This is a genomic window from Acinetobacter sp. YH12043 (assembly GCF_013419915.1).
Taxonomy (GTDB): domain Bacteria; phylum Pseudomonadota; class Gammaproteobacteria; order Pseudomonadales; family Moraxellaceae; genus Acinetobacter.
In genome coordinates this window covers 1-25345 of the sequence record NZ_VOZD01000019.1, presented here as the reverse complement: position 1 = coordinate 25345, position 25345 = coordinate 1, and the positions used below count along the sequence as shown (strand labels likewise).

The window sequence follows — 25345 nt, the reverse complement described above, 5'->3', positions numbered from 1 at the left end:
GGTAGTAAACCATGATCAATTTAACACGTATCGGGGAGGTTGTGAAGAAATGAATGCTGCTCAAATAATTCAGTTTCAAAAGCCTTCACAACCAGCACAAGGGGCTGGAAAGAACATGTATAGCGATAAGTTCGATCAGGGCTATGTTATGTCTAGTCGCTTGTATCGAAAAGAAGTGTGGCCATTCATTAGTGATGCTGCACGTAACGTCTATGCGGAGCTGGAAAACCGCATTAACGGACATAACAAGGAGTCTGATTTTGTTAGCTACTCACAGCTACAGGGTGGAGATCTTCCAGGGTCACGTAAGTTAAGCCGTGAAACTGTCAGAAATGGCATAGATGAACTATTAAAACTCAAGGTTGTTTCAATTGCTGGCACTGGTTCAAGAGGTGTGAAAAAGTACGTTTTAAATGAGATTTCACTAAAGAATCAGTTTGCTAACCAAACCAGTTCGACTACCGAACCAGTTCGGAAAGTGAACCAAACCAGTTCGACTACCGAACCAGTAACTAGTTCGGAAACCGAACACACAATAGATACTCCAATAGAATCTTTAGAAAATAATAATTATAAAGCGCCGTCCGATTTTGTTGCTCAGGATCGTGGTGCTTTGAATTTTATTGATTACCACTCTGAAGATCCAAAGCTGTACACGCTGAAAGATCTATTCGGCACATACCCAGTCAAAACCGATTTCATGGCTCAAGCAGCTGTGAGTTTTCCAAAACTGTCTGAAGGCATCATTTCTGAAGAACTTAAAAAATTGGCTCAGTGGTCAGTTGGCCAACCTGCACGTCGTTCTCAGAAGTGGATAACTACCTGGTTGAACTGGCTAAGCAATTACCAGCCAGCAAAACCTCAAGCACCAAAGGCAAGCAAGAAATCTAATTCAAATCTGAACGTGAATGATGCATGGAAAAATCAGGCAACTCATCACGCGCCAGCAACTGGAACAGTTGAAATTCCGGAGGACTTCGTATGAACGCAATGTCATCGTTTTCGTTTGGACTGAAAAAAGTTCAAGAGATCTGCAGCAAGCATCAAGTCGCTATGGTTCAAGCAGGCCCATATCACAAATGCCCACAGTGCGCAGTTGAGTACCACGAACAGCAGCTGGCACAAGCACAAGCTGAAGTGGATCACATGGTACGTCAGAAACATTTTGACGGCGCAATGCTTCCAGAACGTCATGCTCATTCAGGTTTTAAAAACTACCAGGTGAATAACGCAGGACAGCAAAACGCGCTGAATCACATCGTTTCATACGCCAAAGGCATGCTGAACGGTGAGAAAAATAATCTTTTGATGGTTGGCCCTACTGGTACAGGGAAAACTCATCTGAGCTGCGCAATGGCTAAAACACTGCTCAAAAAGGGCAAGCATGCACGCTACATCACCAGTGAGGATCTGGCGCAAAGAATCATGAACGCATGGGAACAGCCGGATGCTACAGAGAAATCTGTGATTTATGCCTTCACCCAGTATGACTTGCTGATTCTGGATGAATACGGATTACATGACCGTGATAAGCGCAGAGAGATGGTGCACAAGGTTTTGTATGCACGCTATGACCGGATGAAGCCGACCATGTTGATTTCAAATTTAACGCTTGAAGAACTTCAAAAAGATTTAGGTGATCGTCTTTGGTCACGTTTCCAGCAAGGCGGTTTAACCATTGTCGAATGTAATTGGGCTGATCAACGTTTAGGGGGTGGGGTGTGAGTTTACGTAAGGAAAAACGCAAAGAATTGAATCAACCGACAAAGCGTTATTTACGTAATGGTGGAAAAATCACGGTTTTGAAAGGTACTGAATTTAAGCCACGTCCAAAACGTTCAACGGCTGAGTCGAATGGAACACCTTATGTGGCTCACTATCTAGTTCTTCGCCTAGTGGATTGGTGCAATAAGGGATCACCAAAGAATCCGAGACGGCGATTGTTATCTGAAATTACTGGTATTCCTATGAAACGCATTCGATACACCATCACACCGCGTACGAATGCCAGACTGCCACATAGCGAATATCGAAAATACAAAGCAGCCATGCCGAAAGTCGAAGCTATGGAACAAGGAATGGAGAAATTTGCTGCATGACCTTTCGTATGACTGAAAAGCAGTTAGAAGTTCATTTGAATAAGCACAATTTGCGCAAGGAATGCGCGTCAGTGCAATTTAAAAACAAAATTGAAGCAAAGGTACATCAAGCAGAACAAAACGCCGTAGAAGCGAATTTAGAGCGAAATAACGAAGGGGCTGAAAAGGTCATTTTAGATTTTAAGTTGCCGGCTATTCCTCCATCGGTAAACCACTACTGGAAGAAATCTGGACGCGGTTTCAAGTTGAGTGATGAGGCAAGAGATTTTCATGATCTGGTGAGCATGTTGGTACCACGGATCAATACAACAGCACGGTTAAAACTGGAGGTGACGTTTCATTTTCCAAATCGGTTAAGACGGGATATCGATAATTACTTGAAAGCAACGATTGATAGCCTGGTGAAGTGTGAATTTTGCGTAGATGACGAACAGTTCGATGAGCTGATAGTACGCCGGGGCAATGTGGTTAAAGGCGGATTACTCAAAATAAAAGTGATGGAAATCTAATGAATATAGGGGTTGCTATGGGAAGTTCTATGGGGCTGCAACTAGTGGGCGGAGAGTGTGGAGAGGGGGTTTATTCGAACGACCCTCGCGCGCGCGCGCGTTTTATCAATCTGCACACCAAAAAGAAGGTCAAAGAGTTCAAGTTAAAACTTCGAAATTACAAACGCCCGGACTTCAATCGAATGATTCTGGATCTCGGCAAATGTGGCTGGACACACGAAAAGATTGCAGACGTTCTGCCGGTGTCTGGTGCTTCTACAGTTTCAGAATGGGCGCGTGGTGGCGTTCCGAACTATGACAACGGCCATGCATTCATCATGCTCTGGCAAACAGAGACTGGCATTGAACGGTTCCCACTGGAAGGCGAGTGGATCACATACAAGTACAAGATTGGTCAGATGGATATTTTTGAAGACGGCGGCCTGTGTGATCAGGTCATTGAGGAACTGGATCGGGAGTTGGGGCTGTGAACGAACTAATCAAAAGTGAGGTTGAATCAGTGGAAGGTGAATACCTTACCGATACTGAATACCGGATGGGTCAGGTTATGAAACGCTACCATGAGCACCAGCAACGGAAAGAAGAGTTAAAAAGAATCCAGCGTCAGCGTGAAATGGAAATGGATCTATTGAAGATTCAAGCCAGAATTAGTCAAAGTAAATTGATGGCAGAAGCCTTGCACCGGTTTGAAGTTGAACAAGCCAATAAGAAACAGCATTCAAAGGAACTTGATAAGGCATTGATGCTGATCTTTTTGATCATCGGGGCTGGAATCATCAAGGTGATATTTCTATGAATATGCCACCTGACTACACCCATATCGAGAATGACGGCACGCCGTGGAAGAACGTTGGCAATGACTGGTTCTTCTGGCGTGAAGTCTGGGGCTGGTGTCCGTATGTCGGGCCGAAGAATAGTAATTTTTTAGGTAAGTTTAGGTGATGGGATATGAATATATTTGAAAAATACGGTGGCTATGAAGCTGTAAAACAAGCAGCAGTGAACTACAAGAATTCAGGTGATAGAGTCACAGCAGCTGGACTGGAGTTACAGTGTCTTGAATACCGCCGCCAGCACAATATTTTTGAGGTTGGGGACTATTTTTGCTATGAAAGCAAATATCTCAGTAATGATCCTGTAGATGGAGATGCCTACAAAAAATTAAATCAGCTCGACAGTATTGATTTTGAGTGTGGTTGGGTTGAGTCGGCACTAAAACGTGGTGGAATTATTCGACACGCCACTGATGAAGAAATCAAAGCGGGTAAAAGATTGCCTGATTAAACACCCAACAAACCCCAACACCCATACCCCCACAGTAACCCTATTCAATCAACCACTGAATAGGGTTTTTTTATGGCAGCTCGCAAAGTAAATACACCAGGTGCAACAGAGAAGGCACCAGAACCAGTCAGCACAGCAGAACAGGCAGAAGCCGCGTTAGAGCACATCACTGGCAATGATCCAGAACCTGAAGCACCACAAGACCAGTCTACTAATGAAACTAGTTCACTAGGTGCACTAGTCGAAGATGAACGCCTTGATCAGATCCTTGAAGGCCAAAAGCGTATCGAAAAGAAACTTGATGCTTTGTTGAAGGCTGGAAAGGTTGAAGCGCCTAAGAAACTGCGCTGGCAGCAAGGCAAACACGGACTTGAACTGAAGGAAGCCTAAATATGTGCGGTGGATTCGTAGGGAAAGCAATTAGCACTGTGACTGATGCCATTGGCCTGACTGATACCAAAGCAGCATCCAAAGGCTATGACGCACAGAAAGCTGATGCCGAAGCGAAAGCTAAGGCACAGGCAGCAGAAAACGAACAGATTGCCACGCGTAAAAAGCGCAAGGCATCTGAGGTTTTATCTTCCGGTCCTTCTCAGGATGAGAAGAAAAATACATTAGGGGGCTGATATGTGTGGGGGATCATTTGGCAGGTTGTTTCAAAACAGCGGAAGAAACTTTGGTCTTAGCAGAGAACGTGCAAAGGAGCTGGTCGAACAAGCCCAGTCCGGAGTTGATGGCAAGCAAACCAAGGAAGAAAACGCAGCAGTGGCAGCCCGTAAACGCCGTGCATCTGATGTGCTGAGTGCAGCAGATACCAATAAGAAATCAACACTAGGCGGTTAAAGCATGAGTGATCGAGCAAATCAAATTTGCAAACGGTTGGGTCAGCTTCGTACTGAAAGATCAAAGTACGAATCTCACTGGACTGAATGCTACAAGTACGGAGCACCTGAGCGCCAGCAATGCTTCAATGGTGGCTCACTGGATGGCACACGGGAGAAACAGCGTGCGGATCTGCTCGATTCAACTGCGGCAGAATCCATTCTGATCTTTGTATCTAACCTGATTGCAGGTACCACACCTGCAAACGCGATCTGGTTTAAAGCTGTACCGGATGGCATGGATGATCAGGCTGAACTCACACCAGGTGAACACTGGCTTGAACAGGTTGCACAATTCTTATTCCGTAATATCCACGGCGCTAATTTTGATTCTGAAATCTACGACATGATCATTGATTTCGCCGTGGCTGGATGGGGTGTGATCTATCAGGATATTGACCGTTTGAAAGGTGGTGGCTTTACGTACCAGTGCTGGCCAATTGGTGAATGCTTTATTGCGTCGACTCGTCCAGATGGTCAGGTGGATACGATCTATCGCGAGTACACCAAAACCGCTGCACAGCTTGTATCTGAGTTTGGAGAGCACAAGGTTAGCAATGCAGTCAGAGAGTCTTACAAACAGCGACCAGATGACCGTTTTAAGATCGTGCATGTGATCGAACCACGTAATGTCAAAGCACCATTAAACCAGCGTGTACTGCTACCAAAACAGATGCCTTTTGCTTCATATCATGTGGAAGTGGAAAGCAAAACCATGCTGAAGGAATCCGGCTATAACGAGTTTCCTTGTGCGGTACCACGTTTCAGAAAGATTCCAGGCAGCGTGTATGGGATCGGCATCATGTCTACAGCTTTACCAGATGCCAAAACAGCCAATGCTTTGATGCGTGACACCTTACGTTCGGCTGAAATCGATGTGCTCGGTATGTGGATTGCTGAAGATGACGGCATATTGAATCCGCGTACTGTGCGTATTGGTGGTGGCAAGATCATTCCCGCGAACAGCGTTGATTCAATGAAACGTATGGACAGTGGTAAAGGCTTCGTGGTGGGTGAAGCACTGCTTGAAAAGATTCAGGGCGGTATCCGTCGAAAGCTGATGGCTGACAGCCTGCAGCAGCACTACAACACACCACCAACGGCGGCAGAGATTTATGCCCGTGTCGATATGATCCGGCAGCAGCTTGGCCCGTTGTATGGCCGTGCACAGGCTGAATTATTGGTCCCTATTCTGGACCGTGCTTTTAGCCTGGCATATCGCGCTGAAGTTTTGGGAGAAGCACCAGAGGACCTGCAGGGCCGCAATCTTTCATTCAAGTTTATTTCACCACTGGCACGCGCTCAGAAACTTGAGGAAGTGGCCAGCATTGAACGTCTTATGGGATCAATGGGTGGCTTGGCTCAATTAAGCCCAGAAGCATTCCAGGAAGCTATGGATAACATCAACACCGATGCAGTACCGCAAGTGTTAGCGGCTGGTCTAGGTGCACCGACTTCAATCATGCGTACCACAGATGAGCTACAAGCCTACCGTGAACGCAAAGCACAGGCACAGCAGCAAGCAGCAGCACAGGAACAGGAAGCAGTTATGGCACAGCAAGTCACAGGAGCTGTAGCAAACGCAGCAAGTAAAGGACTGGAAGCGCAAATGGTTAGTGAGGTGATGCAATGATTTTAGGTTTTGCAGTAATGGCCATTCTTGCGCTGATTGCCTGTGCTTCGCTTTATGCAGCAGAAAAAAAAGTAAAAAAATTAAGCAATGAGCTTTTTGACGAGAGAGCAGTATCTAGCACCTTGCGTAATGAAAAGCACCATGAATGGGAACGTGCAGAAGTGCTGCAAGAGCAGGTTTTTGCACTGAAGCATGAAATTGCCGATCTTAAAGCCCAGCCTGAATCTGACTTTAACGAGTTGATCCAGGAACAAGAGGAAGAACTCGGCTTCGGTCATCACTTCAAGTGGCGTGCACTACGCAAGCCAACGGCGCAAACCTATCAGATTCACTTTGATATTGAGCCGAACGGCCAGCGAATTTTAGAAGAACTTACAGCGCGTTTTAAGCGCAATCCATTTACCGATGATGAACGCGAAACATGCCGCCGTCTTGGCCGTGCGGAAGTCGTGGACTTCATTCTTAACCGAATCAACACAGCAAACGATCCTCGCTATGACGAGAACTTAGAACTAGCCCACATGGAGCAAAACAATGGATGAACAACAAACAACTGACACATCAAACGTTCAAACAACTGAACAAACTCAGACTACAACACCACCTGCAGCAACAGAAACGCAAACGGTGCCAGGTGCTGAGACAACACAGCAGAACGCTGGTGAGCAAGAAACAAAAACAACTGAAGCAGATCCAGCAACAACAGTGCCGGAATCTGCCGATGCTTACGCCGTTTCTATTGATGGCTTCGATTTTGATGCGTTTAAAGCAGATAACGCTGAGGTACTGCAATCATTCCATGCTGAAGGCATGACCAATAAGCAGGTTGAAGCAGTCGTTAAAGCCTATGAGCAGCACCAGTCTGTCCAGATGGAAGCACTGCAACAAGAATGGGGTGAGCAGTTCAATTCGAATATTGGCCTGGCTAAAAACGCGCTGGAAGCTTTGGGCTTTGATGCAAAAGAACTGGATTCACCTATCGGTGCACTCAAGCTGGCTGCGGCAATTGGCAAGCATATTCAGGAAGATTTACCGCCTTCTAACACACAACAAAGCGGTAGCGAAACCATTCAACAATTAATGATGTCGGAAGCGTTCAGCAATGCAAGTCATCCAGACCATAAATCAGTGACTCAGCGTGTAGATGCTTGGTATGCAAAACAATACACAGATTAAGGGGTAGTACAACATGGCTCAAGACATGGCTACAAATGGCGGGATGATTACCGCCGCATTCAAGCGTCAATTTCACGATGCGTTTGAAATTCAATGTCAACAAACACAGTCAGTGCTTCAGGTACTGGCGCATGACCGCGGCCAGATTCAAGGTTCATCTTTCACAGTCAATGATCTTGGCGCAGTGGAAATGGAGAAGATGACCACTCGATTTGCTGATACTAAGTGGTCCGTGCCTGAGGCTGGTACACGTTTAGCAGTAATGGAAGATTACGGCCTATTCGTACCAATCGATCCGCGTGATGAAGCGAAGCTTTCAGCAAATCCGACTTCACCATACATGCAGGCGTGTCTGGCTGCTGAACATCGTCAGCGTGACCGTGTGATTTATAAATCACTTGGTGCATCGGTACAGCGTAAAACTGCAGACGGCGAAAGTTACACAGCTACACCAGTTCCAGCAGGTCAAACCATTGCAGCATCTGCCACACCAATGAATAAGGCCAAGATTGCCAAAGCACGTGCCTTGTTCCGTAAAAACCAGTGTGACAACTTGCCGCTGTACATGATCTACAACTCAGAAATCCTTGAACAGATTCTGGTGGATGATGAGCTGACCAAATGGGATCGCGACACGATCCAGCAGATCCAGGATGGTGATGTGGCTAAAAAATGGGGTGGCTTTATCTGGTTGCCTTATGAAGAACTGGCAGATGGTGCAGGCGGTGTGACTGAAGGTCGTACCTTTGCAGTGGCAAAAGGTGCAACACACTATGGCCGTAATACAATCTCTAACTTTGACATTGTTACTCGCGCTGACAAGTCAAATGTGAAACAGATCGGCGGTATTGCATCTTACGGTGCAGCACGTGCCAACGAACAGAAGATTGTCTTAATCGACTTCCTTCGTTAAGTAGGGGCTTTGGCTCGGCATTCTTGAGCAGGGGTGCCGGGTCTTTTTTTAATGAGCAGCCAAAATAATTCAATTCCTGATGTGTTTATTTGGCTTCCACGGTGCGACTGAGATTGGATCTGATGCCAAGACAGAGTGCCGCAATTGTTTGAAAGAAATTAAATAAGAGAATATGCCCATGTCAAATACTGAACAACAAATCGAACAAGAGATTCAAGATAAAGGCTTAACTGCACCGCGTTTAACGCCTGATCATATTGATTCAGTTATTCAAAGTGTTCATTACTTTACCGCTGGTGATGGCTTTGCCGGTGCACTCACTGCAACTGAAGAGTTCAACTCAATCCCTGAAGAGATGCGCGTGATTCAGCCGCCAGTCCAGCTTGATTTACTCACATTCTGCGTAATCATTTTAAAAAATGGCTTCACGGTTACAGGTGAATCAGCATGTGCAAGTCCTGAAAACTTCAATGCTGAAATTGGTCAAAAGATTGCGTATGAAAATGCACGCAATAAAATCTGGTTATTGGAAGGTTACCTGTTAAAAGAAAAGCTTTATCAGGCTGAATTGGATAAGCAATTCTAATACCCAACAAACTCACTCTTAAAAGCCTTCAAGATCATAAAAACTTGAGGGCTTTTTTATGTCTATTACAACCAGAACTTCTATCTGCAACCATGCTTTAAGCCTGATCGGTGATCAGAATATCGCTTCATTTGATGAGAACACGGCACGTGCTGAACGCTGCCGGAATATCTATGATCAGGTGCGAAAATCCATCCTGCGTGATCATCCGTGGTCATGCGCAAAAGCGCGTACTATTCTGGCACCAGTGACCACTTATCCTGCCTTTGGATATAGACATGCCTTTCCTTTGCCGCGTGATTATATCCGGATCGTGAGCGCCAACACGGAACAGTATGAAGTTGAAAACCGCTACATTCTGGCTAATACCGATGCAATCCAGCTGGAATACATCTTTGATAACGACAATGAAGATTCGTGGGATTCCATGCTGGTTGAAGCCATGTCACTCAAGATGGCAGCAAAGCTATGCAAGCCAAATACCGGCAGTGATGCAGCTGGACAGTCAGCAGATGCGCAATACCGCGAACTGATCCAGCGTGCCAAAGCGATCAATGCGCAAGAACGACCAGCGCAAGATATGCTGTACGTGGACGAGTCTCGCTATATCGGGAGTCGCTACTAATGAAACAATGGCTGCTTAAAAATAACCTGTCCAGTGGTGAACTATCACCATTGCTGTGGACACGTACCGACATCCAGCAATATGCCAACGGCGCTAAGAAACTGCTAAACGCTATCCCATTGGTGGAAGGTGGAGCAAAGAAACGACCAGGCACCAAGTTTCGTGGAGTCTTTGACGGTGCACTTCGCCTGATTCCGTTTGTGCCGAACTCAGACAATCCGTTTTTGTTGATCTTGGGCATAAGCACGATTCAGGTCTACGATCCATTAACCCAAACCGTAGTGCATACAGACAGCACGCCGTATAACACAGCGGCCAAAGTGGCTCAGGTGCAGGTGGCACATTCACGCTATCGCATGTTCTTTGTTCAGGGTGATCATCCAGTGCATCGTCTGGTCTGTAGTAAGGACTTTGATAACTGGAATTTCGGGCAATTCACTTTCGTAACCGCACCAGTAGATGAGATCAACACCACACCGAACGTGGCTTTAACGCCTACAGGTACAGAAGTTGGTAAATCTATTGCGCTGAATGCGGCTGCTTTTCCCAATTGGAGTTCAACAGAAAACTACATCATTGGTGAGCGTGTTATTTATCTCGGCCAGACATGGCGTGCTGTAACGGACAATACAGGAAAGGTTCCGGCAATTGATAGCACGGATTGGGAAGCTGTAACGGCTGGTGATGCTGCGGTATTTACTCCATCTCATGTGGGTGCAATCGTCAATATCAACGGTGGCCAAGTCAAGATTACTTCTTATGTTTCAGCAACTGGTGTGCTCGGTGAGGTACTGGTCAAGTTGAATGCCAACATTCAAGCTATTGCTAAGTCATGGACACTGAACACAGCCGCATTTACAGCAGCCACTGGCTATCCATCCACGGTGACGTTCTTTAAACAGCGCCTGGTCTTTGCCAATACGAAAAACAATCCGAACCAGTTATGGATCAGTGCCATTGGCAACGATGGCGACTTTCTGGAATCTACAGATGATGCGTCTGCATTCTCCATGGCTTCATCATCGGCACAGGCAGACAACATTCTGCATCTTGCCCAGCGTGGTGGTGTGGTCGCTTTAACGGGTGGATCTGAGTTTCTAATCAGTTCATCCGGCGCATTTACGCCAGCATCAGCCCAGATTGAACAGCATACAACCTACGGCGCAAAGGCGAATGTTCGACCATGTCTGGTGGGTAATGAACTGCTATTTGTCCAACGTGGTGGTAACCGTCTGCGTGCACTGTCATATCGTTATGAAGTGGATGGATTGGTCAGTCCCGAACTGTCAGCCATTGCACCGCATATCGCTGAAGATCATGGCGGCATTAAGGAACTGACCTACCAGCAAACGCCGTACAGTCTGGTGTGGATGGTGCTCAATGATGGCAAGGTGGCTTCAATTACGCTAAACCGTGATCAGGAAATGAATGCCTGGTCTCAGCATGACTTTGGTGGATCTGTACGCTCGATCTGTGCTTTACCACAAGCCAACGGCAATGACCTGTGTTTCATGCTGGTTGCGCGTAAATCATCCGTCGTGCTTGAGCAGCTGGACGATACTTCATACATGGATTGTGAAATTGCCCATAACGGGGATCTAGCCAGTAGAAACCTGCATAACAGCACTCTGTACCGATTCAATAATTCAGATGGCTACTTCTACGATGACAACCAGCCAACATCCGGCACATGGTTTGCAGGTCAGCCATTCAATATGGAAGTTGAGTTCTTGCCGCCAGATCATAGCCAGGTGCCGAGCACAGCAATGCTGCATAAGATCCAGGCACATGAAGTGGTCTTGTATATACGTAAGTCTGTAGGCGGCCAATACAACCAGTATGAACTCGAATATAAGCCATTCAACCAGCAAGCCTTTCAGAATCTGCCTTATACCGGTCCAGTCAATGTCAGCATGAATGGCTGGTCGACCTTGCACGAAATGCAATTAAAAATTACACACAACAAACCGCTACCGTTTCACGTGCAGAGTGTAGCTATGTTGGTATCAATGAATGAGAAATAAAGATGCTTGTACGTCCGGCAACACTAGAAGATTTAGACACGCTTGTTTACTGGGGCAAGCGTCTTACAGATGAATCACCACGGTTTAAGAAACAGGGCTTTGATGAGAAACGAGCTAGAAATGTATTTGCGTATCTGATTGATAAACACGGCTCAATCATGATTGTGATGGATGAGTATCAGAATCCAGTTGGTACATTAATTGGCGCATTAGATACCGACTGGCGAACAGGTCAGAAACTGGCTTATGAGCAAGGTCTTTATGTCCTGCCTGAATATCGCAAATCGGGTGCAGCCAGTGATCTGATTGAAACATTCAAAGTATGGGCTGATATGAACAAAGCAGACCGTATTCAAGTCGGTACCATCACCGGCATTTATGCTGAACGTACTGTGAAGCTGTATGAATCTCTAGGCTTTGAATTGGTCGGCTATGTTTTGGAAATGGAGATTTAATCATGTGCAATCCAGGTGGAATCATGCAAGGCGTTCAAAACATGGCAAATGCTCAAATGGCAGATGCCGTGTCAAAGGGTAATGCCAAAACTGTGAAGTCAGTAGCGCTCGCAGAAGCCGAAAAGATGAAACGGCAAGGTAAAAGCAATGCTTCAACAGCGCGTGCACAGGCTGCGGAAAATGGCGTGGATGTGGATGTAGGTGCAGCAGCAATGCTTCAGGATGAGCATATCTCTGATGCAGCCTATAACGCTTCAATGAATATTTCGGATGCAGGGTATCAGGCAAAGCAGATCCGCACACAGGGCAAGATGCAGCGTAACAATTATGCTATGCAAGCTGTATCCGACTTTATTGGTGCGGCTTCATCAGGAGGTTGGAAGTAATGGCGATTATTCCACGTTCACAAGGCCGTGTTACATCACAACCAACCTTGCAGCAACATACACCGATGACCGGCCTTTCCAGTATTGGCAAGGTAGTGGACGGCGTTCTGGATGAACGCAAACGCAAGCAGGAAGAAGCGGAAGTATCGGCTAAACGTGTCGAGCTGTATCACAATGATCTGGCCAAGCAGGAAGCGAAGGTCAAGCTTGATGATGTGATGACACGTGAAATGTCGGAACAGATCACGCTACTGAAAAACGATGTGTCTAACGGTGCCATGAATGCAGACCAGGCGAACAAGACATTCAATGAATGGTCAAAGGCACGCTTCAAGCAGATGCAGAATGAACTGCCTTGGGATTCTATGCATGAGCTGGAAAATTACTGGACAGAAAATGCGACCAGAAACGCGACTGGCTTCTTGCCGTTGCAGTTACGAGCTGATGCTCAGAAGGGTGTAGTTGTTGCAGATCGTGCCACTGAGATTGCAACACGTATGGGCCGTGAAGAAGGCTTGCAATACCTTAAAGAAAAACTCGAGGTTTTAAACCTTCCAGAACCAGAAAAGCAGCAGCGAATTAATACCTATCACACTTCGCGTGACGTTCTGGATATTGACGGACGTATTACTTCTGCCATCGAAAGCAAGGACACTACCGACCTGCAAAGCCTGGTGAAAGAACTGGATGAGGGCAAATTCAGCTATCTGGGCGGACCACAAGCGCAGCAGAAAAAGGCGCAGATTCTTAGCCGGATCGATGCCATTGAAAAACAGGTGCAGGTTGAAGAAAACAAGCGTGTGCAGCTGGCCGGAAAAGTCCTGAATGATTTCAAATCTCAGGTGCTCACTGGTCGTGCTCTGGATGATGATTATATTCAGAGTGTCAGTGATTCAGTGAAAGGTACTGAACACGAAGCGGAATATAATTTTTATAAGTCACAGTCGAACAACTTCCAGAAGTTTTCCCGTCTATCTTCAGCGGAACAGTTGAAGCGGATCAATGAGCAAAAGGCTGTGATGGCCAATAGCAAATCAGCAGATGCAGTGAATGAAGAAAAAGTCTTGAAGGTATACGAGGATCTATACAAAGAGAAAACCGAGACGCTGAAAACCAACCCAAATCAGGCCGTGCGTGAAGCTGGATTAAAGACACATAGCCTGAACGCTGGTGAATTAAAATCCAATCCCAAGTCATTCGCAGCAAAGGTCTTGGAAAATGGTGTGAGTCAGTTTGCCTTAAAGGATGACAATCTCAAGGTTAAGCCTATTTCAGCCGAGGATTTACCAGAAGCTAAGCAAGCTTTCGATAGCATGGGGGTTAATCAAAAATTAGACTTCATTGGCAGTCTGATTTCTGAATCTAAAGGCGTACCAAAAGGCAGCCAGATCTGGGCAGCTACAATCAAGCAATTGGGTGGTGATGATAATTCCTATCTCATGGCTGGTGTAGCGCGTGCCAATAATTACCGTTCACGTGATGGCGAAGATGTCGCGGCTGCAATCATTTCAGGCACACAAGCACTGAAAAACAAGCAGCTAATCATGCCTAAAGATGATCTACTCAAGGCTGAATTCAATAAGTATGTTGGCAGTACTGTTTCAGGTGGTACGGCAAATATGACCTATGCTGCCTTTAAATCGATCTATGCGCACCTGTCTGAACGTAATGGCTACCAGCACAAAGACAAGGACGATATGAGCAAGGACCTAGCGAATACGGCATTAAGTCTGGCCACTGGTGGTGTATATGAGCAGGGCGTGAAGTACGGCAATCAAAAGACGTGGAAGGTATCAAAACCCTACGGGATGGATGATGACCGTTTTGAGCGTATTCTGGATACCCGTTATGCGGCAATCTCACAGAAATACCAGATTTCAGAATCTGAGCTCAAGGGCTTGCGCCTACGTCGTGAATCACAACGAGGACCGAAAGGACAGGTACGCTATGCACTGATCAATGAACGTGGTGCACCGCTGTTTTATATGAACATGCCTGATGGAGTAACCAAGTAATGAGCAACTGGTTATCTGAATATACGACTGAAGAACAAAAACAGGTTGATGAACTAAACGCCAAAGGGATTGCACACAAGCCAGTCGAGCAAAAGGAAGAATCTAGCGGCCTGTTCCAGTTGGCTGCACCGGTGCGCGGTATGGGTGCCGGCTTTGCAAAGGCTGTGGATACCATTACTGCACCGGTGGATGCCGTGGTGGATCGTGTGAGTTATTCTTTCAAGGATGTAGGCACTGACGAGATCATTGAACCTTATTCTGCATACAAGGCGAACAAGGAAAAGGCGCGTGATGATCTGGTGTATGAGTCCATTGACTATCTGGAAGATAAAGAGAATACCGGCACACTTGGCAACATTGCATTCAGTTTGGGGGATTATGCAACACGTGCTGTGGTTGGTAGCGCCGTTGGTGGTGTAGCAGGTGCAGCCGCTGTCACTGGCTTATCCGAGTCTCACTATGTCTATGGCGACCTGACCCGTGATGGCGTGGATAGTGAAACAGCCGCAAAAGTGGCTTTGGTCGATGGTGCTGTGGCGGCCGTATCAACGGCTTTGCCAATGTCCTATGGTTTTAAAGGCACAGGTGGTGTGATCAAGGACGGCGTATTGTCTGTCGGTGGTGCTACTGCATTGTCACAAGGTGGCCAAGCGGTATCAGGTCAGGTGCTGGAATCTGAGGGCTACGACAAACAGGCGAAAAAATACGAGATCAATGCTGAAACGGTTGGCACAGATCTACTACTGAATACTCTGTTTTTTGGTGCAGCACGTGGAGCCAATCGCTATCTGAACAAAACGCCTGAACAGTTGGGCGCAGAGATCGAAGCAGAACGTGCAGCACTGGTTTTAAATGAACTGGAATTTGAAAACACGCTGGCACCAGTAAAGCCAGCTAATCCGGTGCAGCAAAACAATCACTATAAGAACATGGATGCCTCTGTTGAAGCACTGCGCATGGGTAGACCGGTGAACGTCACACATCCAGTCAAAGGTGAGGAAAAGAAAAAGCCGGTCAATTATGAAACTATGGCTTTACCAAGCAATGCCAAGTCAATCGCACGTAAAGCGCAGCAGGAGGGCGTTAATCCTTCCGTAGCTCTTACCATTGCCCATATTGAAACAGGCGGCAAATTCGACCACACAGCGAAAAACAAGACATCATCTGCACATGGTTTATTCCAGATCCTCGATAAGACTTGGAAAGGACAAGGTGGTGGAGATCGTCACAATGTGGACGAACAGATCAAGCAAGGTCTGAAGCATATTAAGTCTGCCAATGCATCCATGCGTAAAAGCTTAGGACGTGAGCCGGTAGAACATGAACAGTATCTAGGCCATTTACTTGGACCAGGTGGAGCAGCTGCAGTTTTAAAAGCCGATCCAAATGCAAAGCTGATTGATGTCGTCCGTAAATACGATTCAAAGAATGCAGATGCCATTGTGAAGAATAACGGCATGTCCGGCATGACCGTTGGCCAAGCGATTGGTAAATGGCGTAACAAGTGGAACAGTCTTAGTGCACGTTATGGCGGTACTGGTACCAGCACAGCCTATGGCATGGATGGATCTAGCTACGATTTCGCCTATGAAGTCAAAAGCCTGGATGAACTGATTGCATCCAATGATCTGGCCTATGGCGTGAATCCACTTTATCCGGGTGAACTGCAACCGCGTGATCGTACCCGGGAGGCATCACGCCAGCAGATTGAACGTATGGCCGAGGATCTACGACCTGAGTTGCTTGGCGAATCTCCAAAGCTTTCTGATGGTGCTCCAATTATCGGCATGGACAACGTAGTGGAATCAGGCAACGGACGCACATTGGCCATTGCAAAAGCCTATGAAGCCGGACGTGCTGAAGAATATCGGGCATTCCTGGAACAGTACGCGGCTGAACGTGGCATTGATATTGACGGCATTAACAAGCCTGTTTTAGTCCGGACACGTTTAACTGATACCGACCGTACGCAGTTTGCCAAACTGGCCAATGAATCGGACGTGGCGCAGTACTCCGCAACTGAGCGTGCTGTGAGTGACTCAGATCGTCTGCCTGATGCTTCTTTGCTGAAGATCAACAATGATGGCTCAATTAATTTAGATGGCTCTATGGACTTTGTACGCGGTTTTGTGGGGTCATTGCCAAAATCTGAACAGGGTACAGTGATTACCGGTGATGGACGATTAAGCCAGGAAGGGAAACGCCGTATTGAATCTGCCATCATGCAGCGTGCGTTTAATGATTCTGCCTTGATTGGCCGTATGGCTGAGAATCTGGACGATGACAGTAAAACCGTATTGTCTGCATTGCTACGTGCTGCACCGCAACTGGCACAGCTTGATAGTCTGGTGAAACAGGGTGGACGACATCAGAACACGATTGCAAAGGATCTGGCAAAGGCTGCGCAAAAGCTGCGTGATTTGAAAGCCAATGATCTGACGGTTGAAGATTACCTCAATCAGAATTTGCTCATCGATGACGGACTTTCACCTGGTGCGCGTGAATTCCTGAATGTCTTTGACCAGAACAAGCGTAGTGCTAAAGCCATTGGTGAAAACATCCAAAGCAAAATCGATGAGATTGAAGCCATGGGCGATCCGCGTCAGGGTTCATTGTTTGGTGATGGGCCGGAAGAATCAGCCGCTTTAGATATCATCATGCAGAATCCGGATCAGCAAATTTCAGTTAGCCGTATGCGACCAGATGGGGAAATGGAAGAAATCACCATGTCTTTACGTGAACGACTGGATGAGCTTGAAGCAGAAGCACGTCAGGCACAAGAAGATACTTTGGCCGCACAAACAGCCATTAGTTGTGCTTTACAGTTTGGGGAATAAGTTACCCAACAAACCACATTCTTATTAATGCTCAGATGATGGAAATTATCTGGGCATTTTTATTATGAAAGACCAATGCAAGGCCGCCGTAGCAAAAGCACTCGGCAAGGCGACATTAAACCAGCAAGAAGCAACCGACATTGAAAACCGGATCAAGGATGCGATGAAGTCTTTGGCTAAACAGGATATCCAGAACTGGCGTAATTTATCCGATGCTGAAAAGCTCGTTAAGGCTGGTGAGTTTGTGGCACAGGATATTCAGGCACAACTAAAACGAAAGCACGCTATTGCCGCACGTGACATCCTGACCCAAAACAAAAACCTTGCCTTGCTGGATCATCCAACCTTATCAGCCAGTGAAGTGGTGGATCGGATGGTTGCGGCGCATGGTGATATGTCTGGCATCCAGTCGTTTGACACCAAAGCGCGAGCTATCGCATCTATTTACCGTGGTGATCTTGTTGATTTTTATACCAACATCAAAGGCGGCTTAGGCATATTTACCGATAAGGAACTGGTGCAAAAAATTGTCCGAGAACGATTCAATGACAGCACTGGCGACCCACTGGCCAAGAAGATTTCAGACAAGATGGGCGAAGTCTTTGAAGGCATGCGTGAACGTTTTAACCGTGCCGGTGGTGATATTGGGAAACTGGACGATTGGGGATTACCACAGACGCATAGCCTTGAAAAGATCGTAAAGGCAGGGAAACAGGCATGGGTGCAAAAAGCAGAAGGCTTAATCGACACTTCAAAATATGTGCATGAGGATGGCACGTACTATTCACAGCAAGAGATCCGTGAACTGCTTGAATACTCATTTGATACCTTGAGCAGCAACGGTGCCAATAAAACCGAAATTGGCCGTCAGTCCTTTGGGGGTAATTCCAAAGTCACCAGCCGTCATTCTGAAAGCCGGGTACTGCATTTTAAAGATGCTGAATCGTGGATGGAATATCAGGCTGAGTTCGGTGGCATGCCGTTTGTAGACCTGGTGGAAGCGCATATTAATGGCTTATCTAAAGATATTGCTATGGTGGAAAATCTTGGCAGTAGTCCTAAAAATGCCATGCGCATATTGATGGATGCAGCAGAGCAAAAGGACTGGATCAAAGGCATTGATGCAGATTCAACCGGTAAGACTCGTAAACGTGCACAAACGATGTTTGATGAGTTCTCCGGACAGAACACACCACAATCTGAAGTGTTAGCCAATCTCGGTCTTGCATACCGATCAATGAACGTTGCATCGATGCTGGGTGGTACCACAATTTCATCCGTCACCGATCAGGCCATGATTGCAAAGACTGCATCGATCCATGGTATTGCCTACCGTAAAACTTTTGGTGAATTGATTTCACAGCTCAATCCAAAAAATAAAGAGGATCGGGAGCTGGCGCACAGCTTAGGTCTGGCCACAGAAGAAATGCTCGGCTCTATCGCACGTTGGTCTGATGATGGTCTAACTTCAGTACATGGCAAGTCGCAAAAGTTGGCCCGAGTATCTAGTGGTATTGCTTCACAGGTTATGCGCATATCTGGTCTGAATGCTTTGACTGCAGCCAGCAAAGTAGGCTTCTCCAAAATGCTCATGGAGAAATACGGACGTTTAAGCCGGACTAAAGCATGGGCCGATCTGGACGCACTGGATCGGGAGCTGATAGAAAAAACCGGACTGAACGAACGCGCTTGGGAAGTCATGCGCCTGGCTGATCCGGTGGTGGATCGTAAAGGTAATCAGTTGATGTCGGCACGTTCAATCTATGAAATACCAGACGATAAATTAAAACCGTTTGGAGATCCGCAAAAGGTACGTGACGAAGTGGCCACACAGTTTCAAGCACACTTGCTGGATGAACAGGGAATGGCGGTCGTTGAAGCCGGACTGCGTGAACGTACTTGGATGAGTGCAGGGCAGCGAAAAGGCACAGGCATGGGCGAACTGGTCAAATCCATGCTTCAGTTTAAATCCTTTCCAGCCGCATTCTTGATGCGCCATGGATCACGAGCAATGGCACAGGATGGTGTGAAAGGTAAAGCGGCCTATGGTGCATCGATCTTTGCCATGACCACATTGCTGGGTGCGCTTGCTGTACAGCTTAAAGAGCTGGCCAATGGTAATGATCCTTCGACCATGTGGGATAGTGACGATCCACAAAAGACAATGAACTTCTGGACACGCTCAGCGGTTCAGGGTGGCGGCTTATCCATCTTGGGTGACATTCTGGTGGCTGGTACTGATACTTCAGGGCGTAGTACTTCTGATTTTATGGTAGGCCCATTCGGTTCAGATGCTAAAGCTTTGCTTGGTTTGACTGTGGGCAACATGACGCAGTACTACGAAAACAAGGATACCAATGCAGCCAATGAAGCCTATAAGCTGCTTAAAAATAAGATCCCTGCACAAAATTTGTGGTACACCAAAGCCGCTACAAATCGCCTGGTCTTTGATGAGCTGCAAGACATGATTGCACCCGGGTACCGAGAAAAATATCTGAGAAAGGCCGAGCGTGAACATGACCGGACACGCTTCTGGGGTGATGATATTGGTGATATTCAGATGCCTGATTTTGATCGTGTCGTAGACTAGAGAAAATACTCATTTTTCATGTTTTTCATCCCTTGTATATATGGACTATATACGGGGGATTTTTTATGGCTGATGAAAAGAGAGTGCGTTTTTTAAAACCTGAAACGGTTGAAAAATTAAAGCTATGCATGGAGATGGCAGCGAACGATTCTATTGATCTGATGACTGAAGCCTACGGGCAGGATGTATTCGATAAAAATGGTCGTGGCGATAAAGTCTGGCTATACAAAGGTGCTAAAGAAGCCCTGACCTGCATGGAGAAATTGAACCGCGTTCTGGTTGATGATGAAGAATCGGCAGGTGATGGCAGCGGCAGAAAGATTTCACCAGAAGCACAGGCGACAGCCATTCTTGAGAGTGTGGCCAAAAAGCTGGAAGAACGTAAACAGCGTCCGAGCTAATCATGGTTAAGGTGGGCTTTGCTGCATTCTTCCTGGTCTATGCGGAAGCGATGAACTGGGATGTGCCGGACTTTCATTTAGATGTCTGTGATTTCTTGGAGGATTACGGGCCACTTGGTCTATTGATGATGCCACGTGGTCACGGTAAATCTACGATTCTGGACATCTATAACGCCTGGAAACTTTACTGCAATCCAGAGCATTTGATATTGCATCAAGGTGCAACCGATGATGATGCAGCGAAGTGTAGTCGAGGAACACAGCAGGTCGTAGAAAAGCATCCACTTTGTCAGTTATTCAACGTACACAAAGCCCGTGGAGAACTGCAAAAGTGGTGGATTAGTGGCTCAAGTGATGTTCGTCATGGCTCAATCCATGCGCGTGGTGTGCTATCCAACGTCACGGGTGCACGTGCGCATGAGATCCAGAATGATGATGTTGAAATGCCAGCGAACATCGGCACGCCTGAAGCACGTGCAAAGCTACGCTATCGACTGGGTGAGCAGACTCACATTCTCATACCAGGTGGACAAAAACTGTTTGTGGGCACACCGCACACCCATGATTCACTTTATACCGATGTCCAGAAACAGGGGGCAAACTGTTTAATTCTTCGGATGTTTGAAAAAGAAAAACGCTTCGAAAATGTCACTGAATGCCTGGTAGATTTTGAGCCGATCTATGTATTTAGTGGCATCAGTTTTTCAGGCCGTGTTTTAGAAAAAGATAAGGATTATTCTGTCCACAAGCAGGGTACAGCATACAAAGTTGTCCTTAAAGAGTCGCATTATTTAATCGATGTCTACAGCGAAGCACTCTGGCCAAAACGATTCACACGTCTGGAAATGGGCAAACGACGTAAAGAATGTCGCACCTTGAATGAGTGGGATGGTCAATACCAGATGCATGCCAAACCAATTGGGGATGTGCGTCTTGATCCGGACAAGATGATTCCATATGACTGTGAGCCAGTACTGAAACGTGCAAACGGTGAATATTACATGATGCTTGGTGAGCGCCGCATTGTGGGTATCACTGCACGCTGGGATCCATCATCCGGGAAAATTAAATCCGATATTTCAGCCGTTGCGATAGCCCTGCATGATGATCTAGGAACCAAGTACTGGCACAGATCTGTAGCCCTAAAAGGTGAAGTAATTACTTCTAATGAACAGGGGGAAATCACAGGCGGTCAGGCTTGGCAACTCTGCGATCTGATCGAGCAGTTCCATGTTTCTAAAATTGTTATTGAGACCAACGGCATTGGTGGATTCGCAGCAGCTGCACTTAAAGGTGCATTGAAGGCGCGTAAATTACGCTGTGGTGTGACTGAGCATCATGCAACCGGTGCCAAAAATAAACGTATTTTAGAAGCCATTGAAGGGCCACTGGTATCAGGTCTAGTCTGGGTGCATGTATCTGTGATCGACACACCAGAAGAAGGTGAAAATAGCTCAGTCCAATACAAGCAGATGCGTATGTTTAACCCGGCTATTACTGATCAGGAAGATGACTATCTGGACTCATTTGCTGGAACGCTGACTGATTCACCGGAACGAGTAGGCAAAATACACAGAAATAACGAAGTCAATGAAGGTCCTAATTGGAGAGGGAATAGTGGCGTAGTTGAAGCCACTTTAGATTTTGAATATTAGGGGGGTTGTATGGCTGTTCAAGAACAAACACCATATATTGAATATACCGCAAACGGTGTGACTACCGTATTTCCGCTTGATTTTGATTGCAAAGATAAAGATCACTTAATTGTGATGTTGGATGATGCTGAAGTAGATAATTCAACATGGTCACTTACTGATGAGCAAGTGATTTTTAATGTCGCACCAGCAGCTGATAAAAAGATTACGTTGCAACGTAATACACCATATCGCCGTGATACAAACTTTCAAAGTTATGACAACTCACTGCGTCCAGCCACAATTAATAAAGATTTTGATTCGATCTGGTACAAGTTACAAGAACTTGGACATCGTGATCAAGTTATATGGCTCGCTTTAGTTAAAGAGATCGCTGATAGTATTGCAGGTGATACCAATCTACAAAACCAAATAAATACAATTGACGATTGGCTAGAGAACCTACAACAAAACGTAAATGAAAATACAAGTGATATTGCTCAATTAGTTAATGATCTTTCAAAAGAGATAGCTGATCGTATTAAAGGCGATCAAATTCTAAAAGATATGTTCCTCTCTATGATTGATGAAGCAATCAATGAGGGCACTATTAATGCTTTAGCAATTACACATGTTGATAGCTTAGAAGCTTTAGAAGAAATTTCAAATGTATGGAATGGAAGAACCGTATATGTAAAGGACTTAGGGAATTATCGCTATGATGAATTAATAACATCTTGGGTAAAAGCTTATCAAGATGCTGTTAACGTTAAAGATGGGACAGAAAATCAGAAAGAAATTAATGATAAAACGATTCAAGAAATTGAATCTATTAATGATTTAATCAATATAACACCACGTAAAGATGGACAAGTTGTCTGTGTTAAATCATATCACTCAGGTGAAAATGCAGGCGGTGGGCAGTTTATATACAAGTCTACACTATCAACATTCAATGACGGCATTATTGTGTTCAATGGATGGGCACGTGTGTGGGATTCTTTAAACATTCAACCTGAATGGGCTGGAGCTATCGAAGGTCAAGATAGTACGGTTGCATTGCAGAAAATTCTTGATTTTATTTCACCAACAGCATTTGACACATCTGTTGCGGTTATGAATCGTAAAAAGGGCGGGTTGACTTTAGAGATTCCCGCTACAAAAATTGGATACGTTATATCTGATACGCTTTGGATTGGAGCAGGCACCCGAATTGTCGGCTCTGGAAAAATGTCATTTATGACACCTGCTGACACTGTTTGTTCTAAATTAATTGCTAATTTCTCAGACCCTTTAAAACCATTGATGTCCACATCAAACTGGAAGACAGGTGGTATTCGAGTTGCTTATGATGAGAAAACAGGTGGTAAACAGTATGACGATGGTTTAATCAGTCACACTCCCGACCTGAAGCTAACAGGGTTCAATCTGTTTACTGCAAACGGAACACGTGCTTTTATGGGGTTGAGAATACAAAACTCACCTTTATCTAAGATTGAGGTAGCTTGTCACGGCTTTGATTATGGCATTATGATGAATGCGAGTTGGGAATCTGAGGTAGACAGTTTTGCTTTGTCGCATAAGTGCGGCTTTCTTGCAGAGTTTGACAATAATAACTGTACTTTCAATGGTTATTACAATAGCGACAGAAGCACTACACCTCTTGTTGCAACCAATCTGATTGATTTCTTTACCCCAGATACAGATACAGATGATATTCTGAATAACACTGATAAAACTTTCGGGTTTGTAAGTCGCTATGGTTATGGCTCAATATCAACAGCTATCACGTGCGAAGGCTCACATGTAAATGCAGCAATATGCAATGGTGGTTTTATTATTGGTACTCTATATACAGAAGGTGCTGTCAATTATGGACTTGTCTCCTTTGCATCTGATTTAGATATTGGTATACATACTGGTGCTTTTGACCAGGGTGTATATTGCTTCGGCTCGGGCGGTAAAATGAACCTTGAGGTTTACGGTAAGTCTGGAACACCACAGCAAGACGTATTTAAAAAAGTAAGTCGGTATGGAACTGTAATAAGAGTTCCTGAAACTTTAAATGCTTATGCAAAGGGTGTTAAATATAAGCATACAGACAACACTATATATGTTAGTTCCGCAGGTAGTGATTTAAATTGCGGGGTTGTTGATAGTCAAGCTTTGCAAACTCTCGATGAGGCGTTTAAGCGCATAACAGACAAATTCTCATTCTTAGATCACGCTGTTGCAGATGGTTCAAGAAAGATGAATATTGTCATTATGTCGAGTGGAGATTTCGCATTAGATGGTGTTTATCTGATTAATGAGAGTGTGTCTATCAAGTCTCTAGCATCATTGACGACAAAGCCAGTTTTGAAAATAAGCGGTAGAGTTGTTTTGCTAGGTGCAGATATAAACATAGTTGATTGTGATGTAGAGAAATCAAACGTATCAGGTGAAATGGAAAACGCTTGTTTTTGGACTAGATACGGTAGCAATACTGTTAGTATTAATGGTGGCACTACAAATGTACTGGGTGGTGGTATTGTTTACTGTGACTACAATGGTAGCTCTGAATTAACACTTTTGTTAAATGGGGTCAACACAACAGGCTCATCAACATCACAGCTCGTACAAGGAAACTATTTGAACGAATCCCCGCATATCGTAAATGTTGTTCGATCACGTGGGTCAATTAGTGCGGCTATTACAGGGAGATCAGATAAGGGTGTTTCAATACCAGTAGCTTGGCAGAATAAAATTCTAGGATTATAAGTAAATGGGGCTAATAGCCCCATTTCTTTAATAATTAATAATATCTTGGAGGGTTGATGATATTAGAATTGGTGAAATTGCGAATAATATAAAGAGCACTCTAACTATTATTAAATTCTCTCTTTTGAACTTTGACTCTATTGTATCGTAAATAGCAAATAACGAAATTAATAGACAGATCATTGCAATACGTTTAACTTGTGCTTGTCCAAAAATTGGTAGTGCTACAATAATCAAGATTAAAGAGTATATGTAATAATAAAAATATTTTAAGTATTTCCCTGTAAATCTTAATTTATTAAGAGCAATATAAAAAATCATTGTTACAATAAATACTGCAATAAATAGAATCGGATTTGTGTCTCCTGTTTCTGAATTTGATTTTGAAGAAGCAACAACCCCCAAAAAAAGGCAGAGTAAAACTTGAAGTGCGACATAAACCACCTAATTAATTTAAAGGGTTTATGGAGTATATAAAATTGTCATACCATCATCTTAACTTTGAAGATCGTACTGCATTAATGCTTGAGTCAAGAA

At 45.2% G+C, this 25345-nt stretch carries 26 protein-coding genes; all 26 read left to right on the top strand.

Annotated elements, in window-relative coordinates; all coding sequences use genetic code 11:
* Nucleotides 1-115: 115 nt before the first annotated feature.
* The 26 genes from FTU01_RS10285 to FTU01_RS10160 all read left to right on the top strand — a co-directional run bounded on the left by FTU01_RS10285 (nt 116) and on the right by FTU01_RS10160 (nt 24808).
* Nucleotides 116-985, top strand: a complete 870-nt coding sequence (locus FTU01_RS10285; RefSeq protein ID WP_257233616.1) for a hypothetical protein — start codon at nt 116-118, stop codon at nt 983-985.
* On the top strand, nt 982-1725 hold the full coding sequence (locus tag FTU01_RS10280) for an ATP-binding protein (protein WP_180139008.1): 744 nt from the start codon (nt 982-984) through the stop codon (nt 1723-1725). The genes FTU01_RS10285 and FTU01_RS10280 overlap by 4 nt, the downstream gene beginning before the upstream one ends.
* The gene (locus FTU01_RS10275; RefSeq protein ID WP_180139007.1) at nt 1722-2099 is read left to right on the top strand and encodes a hypothetical protein; all 378 of its coding nucleotides are present in this window, start codon (nt 1722-1724) and stop codon (nt 2097-2099) included. Before FTU01_RS10280 ends, FTU01_RS10275 begins: the two co-directional genes overlap by 4 nt.
* Nucleotides 2096-2608, top strand: a complete 513-nt coding sequence (locus FTU01_RS10270) for a RusA family crossover junction endodeoxyribonuclease (protein ID WP_180139006.1) — start codon at nt 2096-2098, stop codon at nt 2606-2608. The genes FTU01_RS10275 and FTU01_RS10270 overlap by 4 nt, the downstream gene beginning before the upstream one ends.
* Nucleotides 2609-2637: 29 nt before the next feature.
* Nucleotides 2638-3078, top strand: coding sequence for a hypothetical protein (locus FTU01_RS10265; protein WP_180139048.1), 441 nt, complete (start codon nt 2638-2640; stop codon nt 3076-3078).
* Complete coding sequence (locus FTU01_RS10260; RefSeq protein ID WP_180139005.1) at nt 3075-3404, top strand: hypothetical protein; 330 nt, start codon at nt 3075-3077, stop codon at nt 3402-3404. Before FTU01_RS10265 ends, FTU01_RS10260 begins: the two co-directional genes overlap by 4 nt.
* Before the next feature lie 2 nt (nt 3405-3406).
* Nucleotides 3407-3550 (top strand): hypothetical protein, encoded by a 144-nt coding sequence (locus FTU01_RS10255; protein WP_180139004.1) that lies wholly within the window; start codon nt 3407-3409, stop codon nt 3548-3550.
* A 6-nt stretch (nt 3551-3556) separates the two neighbouring features.
* Entirely contained in the window at nt 3557-3892 is a 336-nt protein-coding gene (locus FTU01_RS10250) for a hypothetical protein (RefSeq protein ID WP_180139002.1), read from the top strand.
* A 72-nt stretch (nt 3893-3964) separates the two neighbouring features.
* A complete protein-coding gene (locus FTU01_RS10245; RefSeq protein ID WP_180139000.1) occupies nt 3965-4282 on the top strand; it encodes a hypothetical protein in 318 nt (105 codons plus the stop codon).
* A 2-nt stretch (nt 4283-4284) separates the two neighbouring features.
* Complete coding sequence (locus tag FTU01_RS10240) at nt 4285-4518, top strand: hypothetical protein (RefSeq protein ID WP_180138998.1); 234 nt, start codon at nt 4285-4287, stop codon at nt 4516-4518.
* A 25-nt stretch (nt 4519-4543) separates the two neighbouring features.
* Nucleotides 4544-4735 (top strand): hypothetical protein, encoded by a 192-nt coding sequence (locus FTU01_RS10235; protein WP_180138997.1) that lies wholly within the window; start codon nt 4544-4546, stop codon nt 4733-4735.
* 3 nt (nt 4736-4738) lie between these two features.
* Nucleotides 4739-6406 carry a portal protein gene (locus FTU01_RS10230; protein WP_180138995.1) on the top strand — a complete coding sequence of 556 codons (1668 nt, stop codon included), beginning with the start codon at nt 4739-4741 and terminating at the stop codon, nt 6404-6406.
* A gap of 17 nt (nt 6407-6423) precedes the next feature.
* The gene (locus tag FTU01_RS10225; protein WP_257233611.1) at nt 6424-6948 is read left to right on the top strand and encodes a hypothetical protein; all 525 of its coding nucleotides are present in this window, start codon (nt 6424-6426) and stop codon (nt 6946-6948) included.
* A complete protein-coding gene (locus tag FTU01_RS10220; protein WP_180138991.1) occupies nt 6941-7582 on the top strand; it encodes a hypothetical protein in 642 nt (213 codons plus the stop codon). Before FTU01_RS10225 ends, FTU01_RS10220 begins: the two co-directional genes overlap by 8 nt.
* 13 nt (nt 7583-7595) lie before the next feature.
* A complete protein-coding gene (locus FTU01_RS10215) occupies nt 7596-8495 on the top strand; it encodes a phage capsid protein (protein ID WP_180030909.1) in 900 nt (299 codons plus the stop codon).
* A 178-nt stretch (nt 8496-8673) separates the two neighbouring features.
* Entirely contained in the window at nt 8674-9081 is a 408-nt protein-coding gene (locus tag FTU01_RS10210; protein ID WP_180030907.1) for a Gp49 family protein, read from the top strand.
* 58 nt (nt 9082-9139) lie between these two features.
* Nucleotides 9140-9706, top strand: a complete 567-nt coding sequence (locus tag FTU01_RS10205) for a hypothetical protein (protein WP_180138989.1) — start codon at nt 9140-9142, stop codon at nt 9704-9706.
* A complete protein-coding gene (locus tag FTU01_RS10200) occupies nt 9706-11730 on the top strand; it encodes a carbohydrate-binding protein (protein WP_180138987.1) in 2025 nt (674 codons plus the stop codon). Before FTU01_RS10205 ends, FTU01_RS10200 begins: the two co-directional genes overlap by 1 nt.
* A gap of 2 nt (nt 11731-11732) precedes the next feature.
* A complete protein-coding gene (locus FTU01_RS10195; protein WP_180138985.1) occupies nt 11733-12185 on the top strand; it encodes a GNAT family N-acetyltransferase in 453 nt (150 codons plus the stop codon).
* A 2-nt stretch (nt 12186-12187) separates the two neighbouring features.
* Nucleotides 12188-12571 carry a hypothetical protein gene (locus FTU01_RS10190; RefSeq protein ID WP_180138983.1) on the top strand — a complete coding sequence of 128 codons (384 nt, stop codon included), beginning with the start codon at nt 12188-12190 and terminating at the stop codon, nt 12569-12571.
* Complete coding sequence (locus tag FTU01_RS10185; RefSeq protein WP_180138981.1) at nt 12571-14586, top strand: methyl-coenzyme M reductase; 2016 nt, start codon at nt 12571-12573, stop codon at nt 14584-14586. Before FTU01_RS10190 ends, FTU01_RS10185 begins: the two co-directional genes overlap by 1 nt.
* Nucleotides 14586-17423, top strand: coding sequence for a lytic transglycosylase domain-containing protein (locus FTU01_RS10180; protein ID WP_180138979.1), 2838 nt, complete (start codon nt 14586-14588; stop codon nt 17421-17423). The genes FTU01_RS10185 and FTU01_RS10180 overlap by 1 nt, the downstream gene beginning before the upstream one ends.
* Nucleotides 17424-17487: 64 nt before the next feature.
* Nucleotides 17488-20013: a hypothetical protein gene (locus FTU01_RS10175; protein ID WP_180138977.1), complete on the top strand. Its 2526-nt coding sequence runs from the start codon at nt 17488-17490 to the stop codon at nt 20011-20013.
* Between the two features lie 65 nt (nt 20014-20078).
* A complete protein-coding gene (locus FTU01_RS10170; RefSeq protein WP_180030894.1) occupies nt 20079-20414 on the top strand; it encodes a hypothetical protein in 336 nt (111 codons plus the stop codon).
* A gap of 2 nt (nt 20415-20416) precedes the next feature.
* Nucleotides 20417-22069, top strand: coding sequence for a phage terminase large subunit (terL, locus tag FTU01_RS10165; protein WP_180138975.1), 1653 nt, complete (start codon nt 20417-20419; stop codon nt 22067-22069).
* 9 nt (nt 22070-22078) lie between these two features.
* Nucleotides 22079-24808: a hypothetical protein gene (locus tag FTU01_RS10160; protein WP_180138973.1), complete on the top strand. Its 2730-nt coding sequence runs from the start codon at nt 22079-22081 to the stop codon at nt 24806-24808.
* Nucleotides 24809-25345 lie beyond the last annotated feature (537 nt).

Bases quoted from the DNA above. Each gene is read 5' to 3' on its own strand.
- FTU01_RS10285 (WP_257233616.1), top strand. From the start codon at position 116: ATGTATAGCGATAAGTTCGATCAGGGCTATGTTATGTCTAGTCGCTTG.
- FTU01_RS10280 (WP_180139008.1), top strand. From the start codon at position 982: ATGAACGCAATGTCATCGTTTTCGTTTGGACTGAAAAAAGTTCAAGAG.
- FTU01_RS10270 (WP_180139006.1), top strand. From the start codon at position 2,096: ATGACCTTTCGTATGACTGAAAAGCAGTTAGAAGTTCATTTGAATAAG.
- FTU01_RS10265 (WP_180139048.1), top strand. From the start codon at position 2,638: ATGGGGCTGCAACTAGTGGGCGGAGAGTGTGGAGAGGGGGTTTATTCG.
- FTU01_RS10255 (WP_180139004.1), top strand. From the start codon at position 3,407: ATGCCACCTGACTACACCCATATCGAGAATGACGGCACGCCGTGGAAG.
- FTU01_RS10250 (WP_180139002.1), top strand. From the start codon at position 3,557: ATGAATATATTTGAAAAATACGGTGGCTATGAAGCTGTAAAACAAGCA.
- FTU01_RS10245 (WP_180139000.1), top strand. From the start codon at position 3,965: ATGGCAGCTCGCAAAGTAAATACACCAGGTGCAACAGAGAAGGCACCA.
- FTU01_RS10240 (WP_180138998.1), top strand. From the start codon at position 4,285: ATGTGCGGTGGATTCGTAGGGAAAGCAATTAGCACTGTGACTGATGCC.
- FTU01_RS10230 (WP_180138995.1), top strand. From the start codon at position 4,739: ATGAGTGATCGAGCAAATCAAATTTGCAAACGGTTGGGTCAGCTTCGT.
- FTU01_RS10225 (WP_257233611.1), top strand. From the start codon at position 6,424: ATGGCCATTCTTGCGCTGATTGCCTGTGCTTCGCTTTATGCAGCAGAA.
- FTU01_RS10220 (WP_180138991.1), top strand. From the start codon at position 6,941: ATGGATGAACAACAAACAACTGACACATCAAACGTTCAAACAACTGAA.
- FTU01_RS10215 (WP_180030909.1), top strand. From the start codon at position 7,596: ATGGCTCAAGACATGGCTACAAATGGCGGGATGATTACCGCCGCATTC.
- FTU01_RS10210 (WP_180030907.1), top strand. From the start codon at position 8,674: ATGTCAAATACTGAACAACAAATCGAACAAGAGATTCAAGATAAAGGC.
- FTU01_RS10205 (WP_180138989.1), top strand. From the start codon at position 9,140: ATGTCTATTACAACCAGAACTTCTATCTGCAACCATGCTTTAAGCCTG.
- FTU01_RS10200 (WP_180138987.1), top strand. From the start codon at position 9,706: ATGAAACAATGGCTGCTTAAAAATAACCTGTCCAGTGGTGAACTATCA.
- FTU01_RS10195 (WP_180138985.1), top strand. From the start codon at position 11,733: ATGCTTGTACGTCCGGCAACACTAGAAGATTTAGACACGCTTGTTTAC.
- FTU01_RS10190 (WP_180138983.1), top strand. From the start codon at position 12,188: ATGTGCAATCCAGGTGGAATCATGCAAGGCGTTCAAAACATGGCAAAT.
- FTU01_RS10185 (WP_180138981.1), top strand. From the start codon at position 12,571: ATGGCGATTATTCCACGTTCACAAGGCCGTGTTACATCACAACCAACC.
- FTU01_RS10180 (WP_180138979.1), top strand. From the start codon at position 14,586: ATGAGCAACTGGTTATCTGAATATACGACTGAAGAACAAAAACAGGTT.
- FTU01_RS10175 (WP_180138977.1), top strand. From the start codon at position 17,488: ATGAAAGACCAATGCAAGGCCGCCGTAGCAAAAGCACTCGGCAAGGCG.
- FTU01_RS10170 (WP_180030894.1), top strand. From the start codon at position 20,079: ATGGCTGATGAAAAGAGAGTGCGTTTTTTAAAACCTGAAACGGTTGAA.
- terL (WP_180138975.1), top strand. From the start codon at position 20,417: ATGGTTAAGGTGGGCTTTGCTGCATTCTTCCTGGTCTATGCGGAAGCG.
- FTU01_RS10160 (WP_180138973.1), top strand. From the start codon at position 22,079: ATGGCTGTTCAAGAACAAACACCATATATTGAATATACCGCAAACGGT.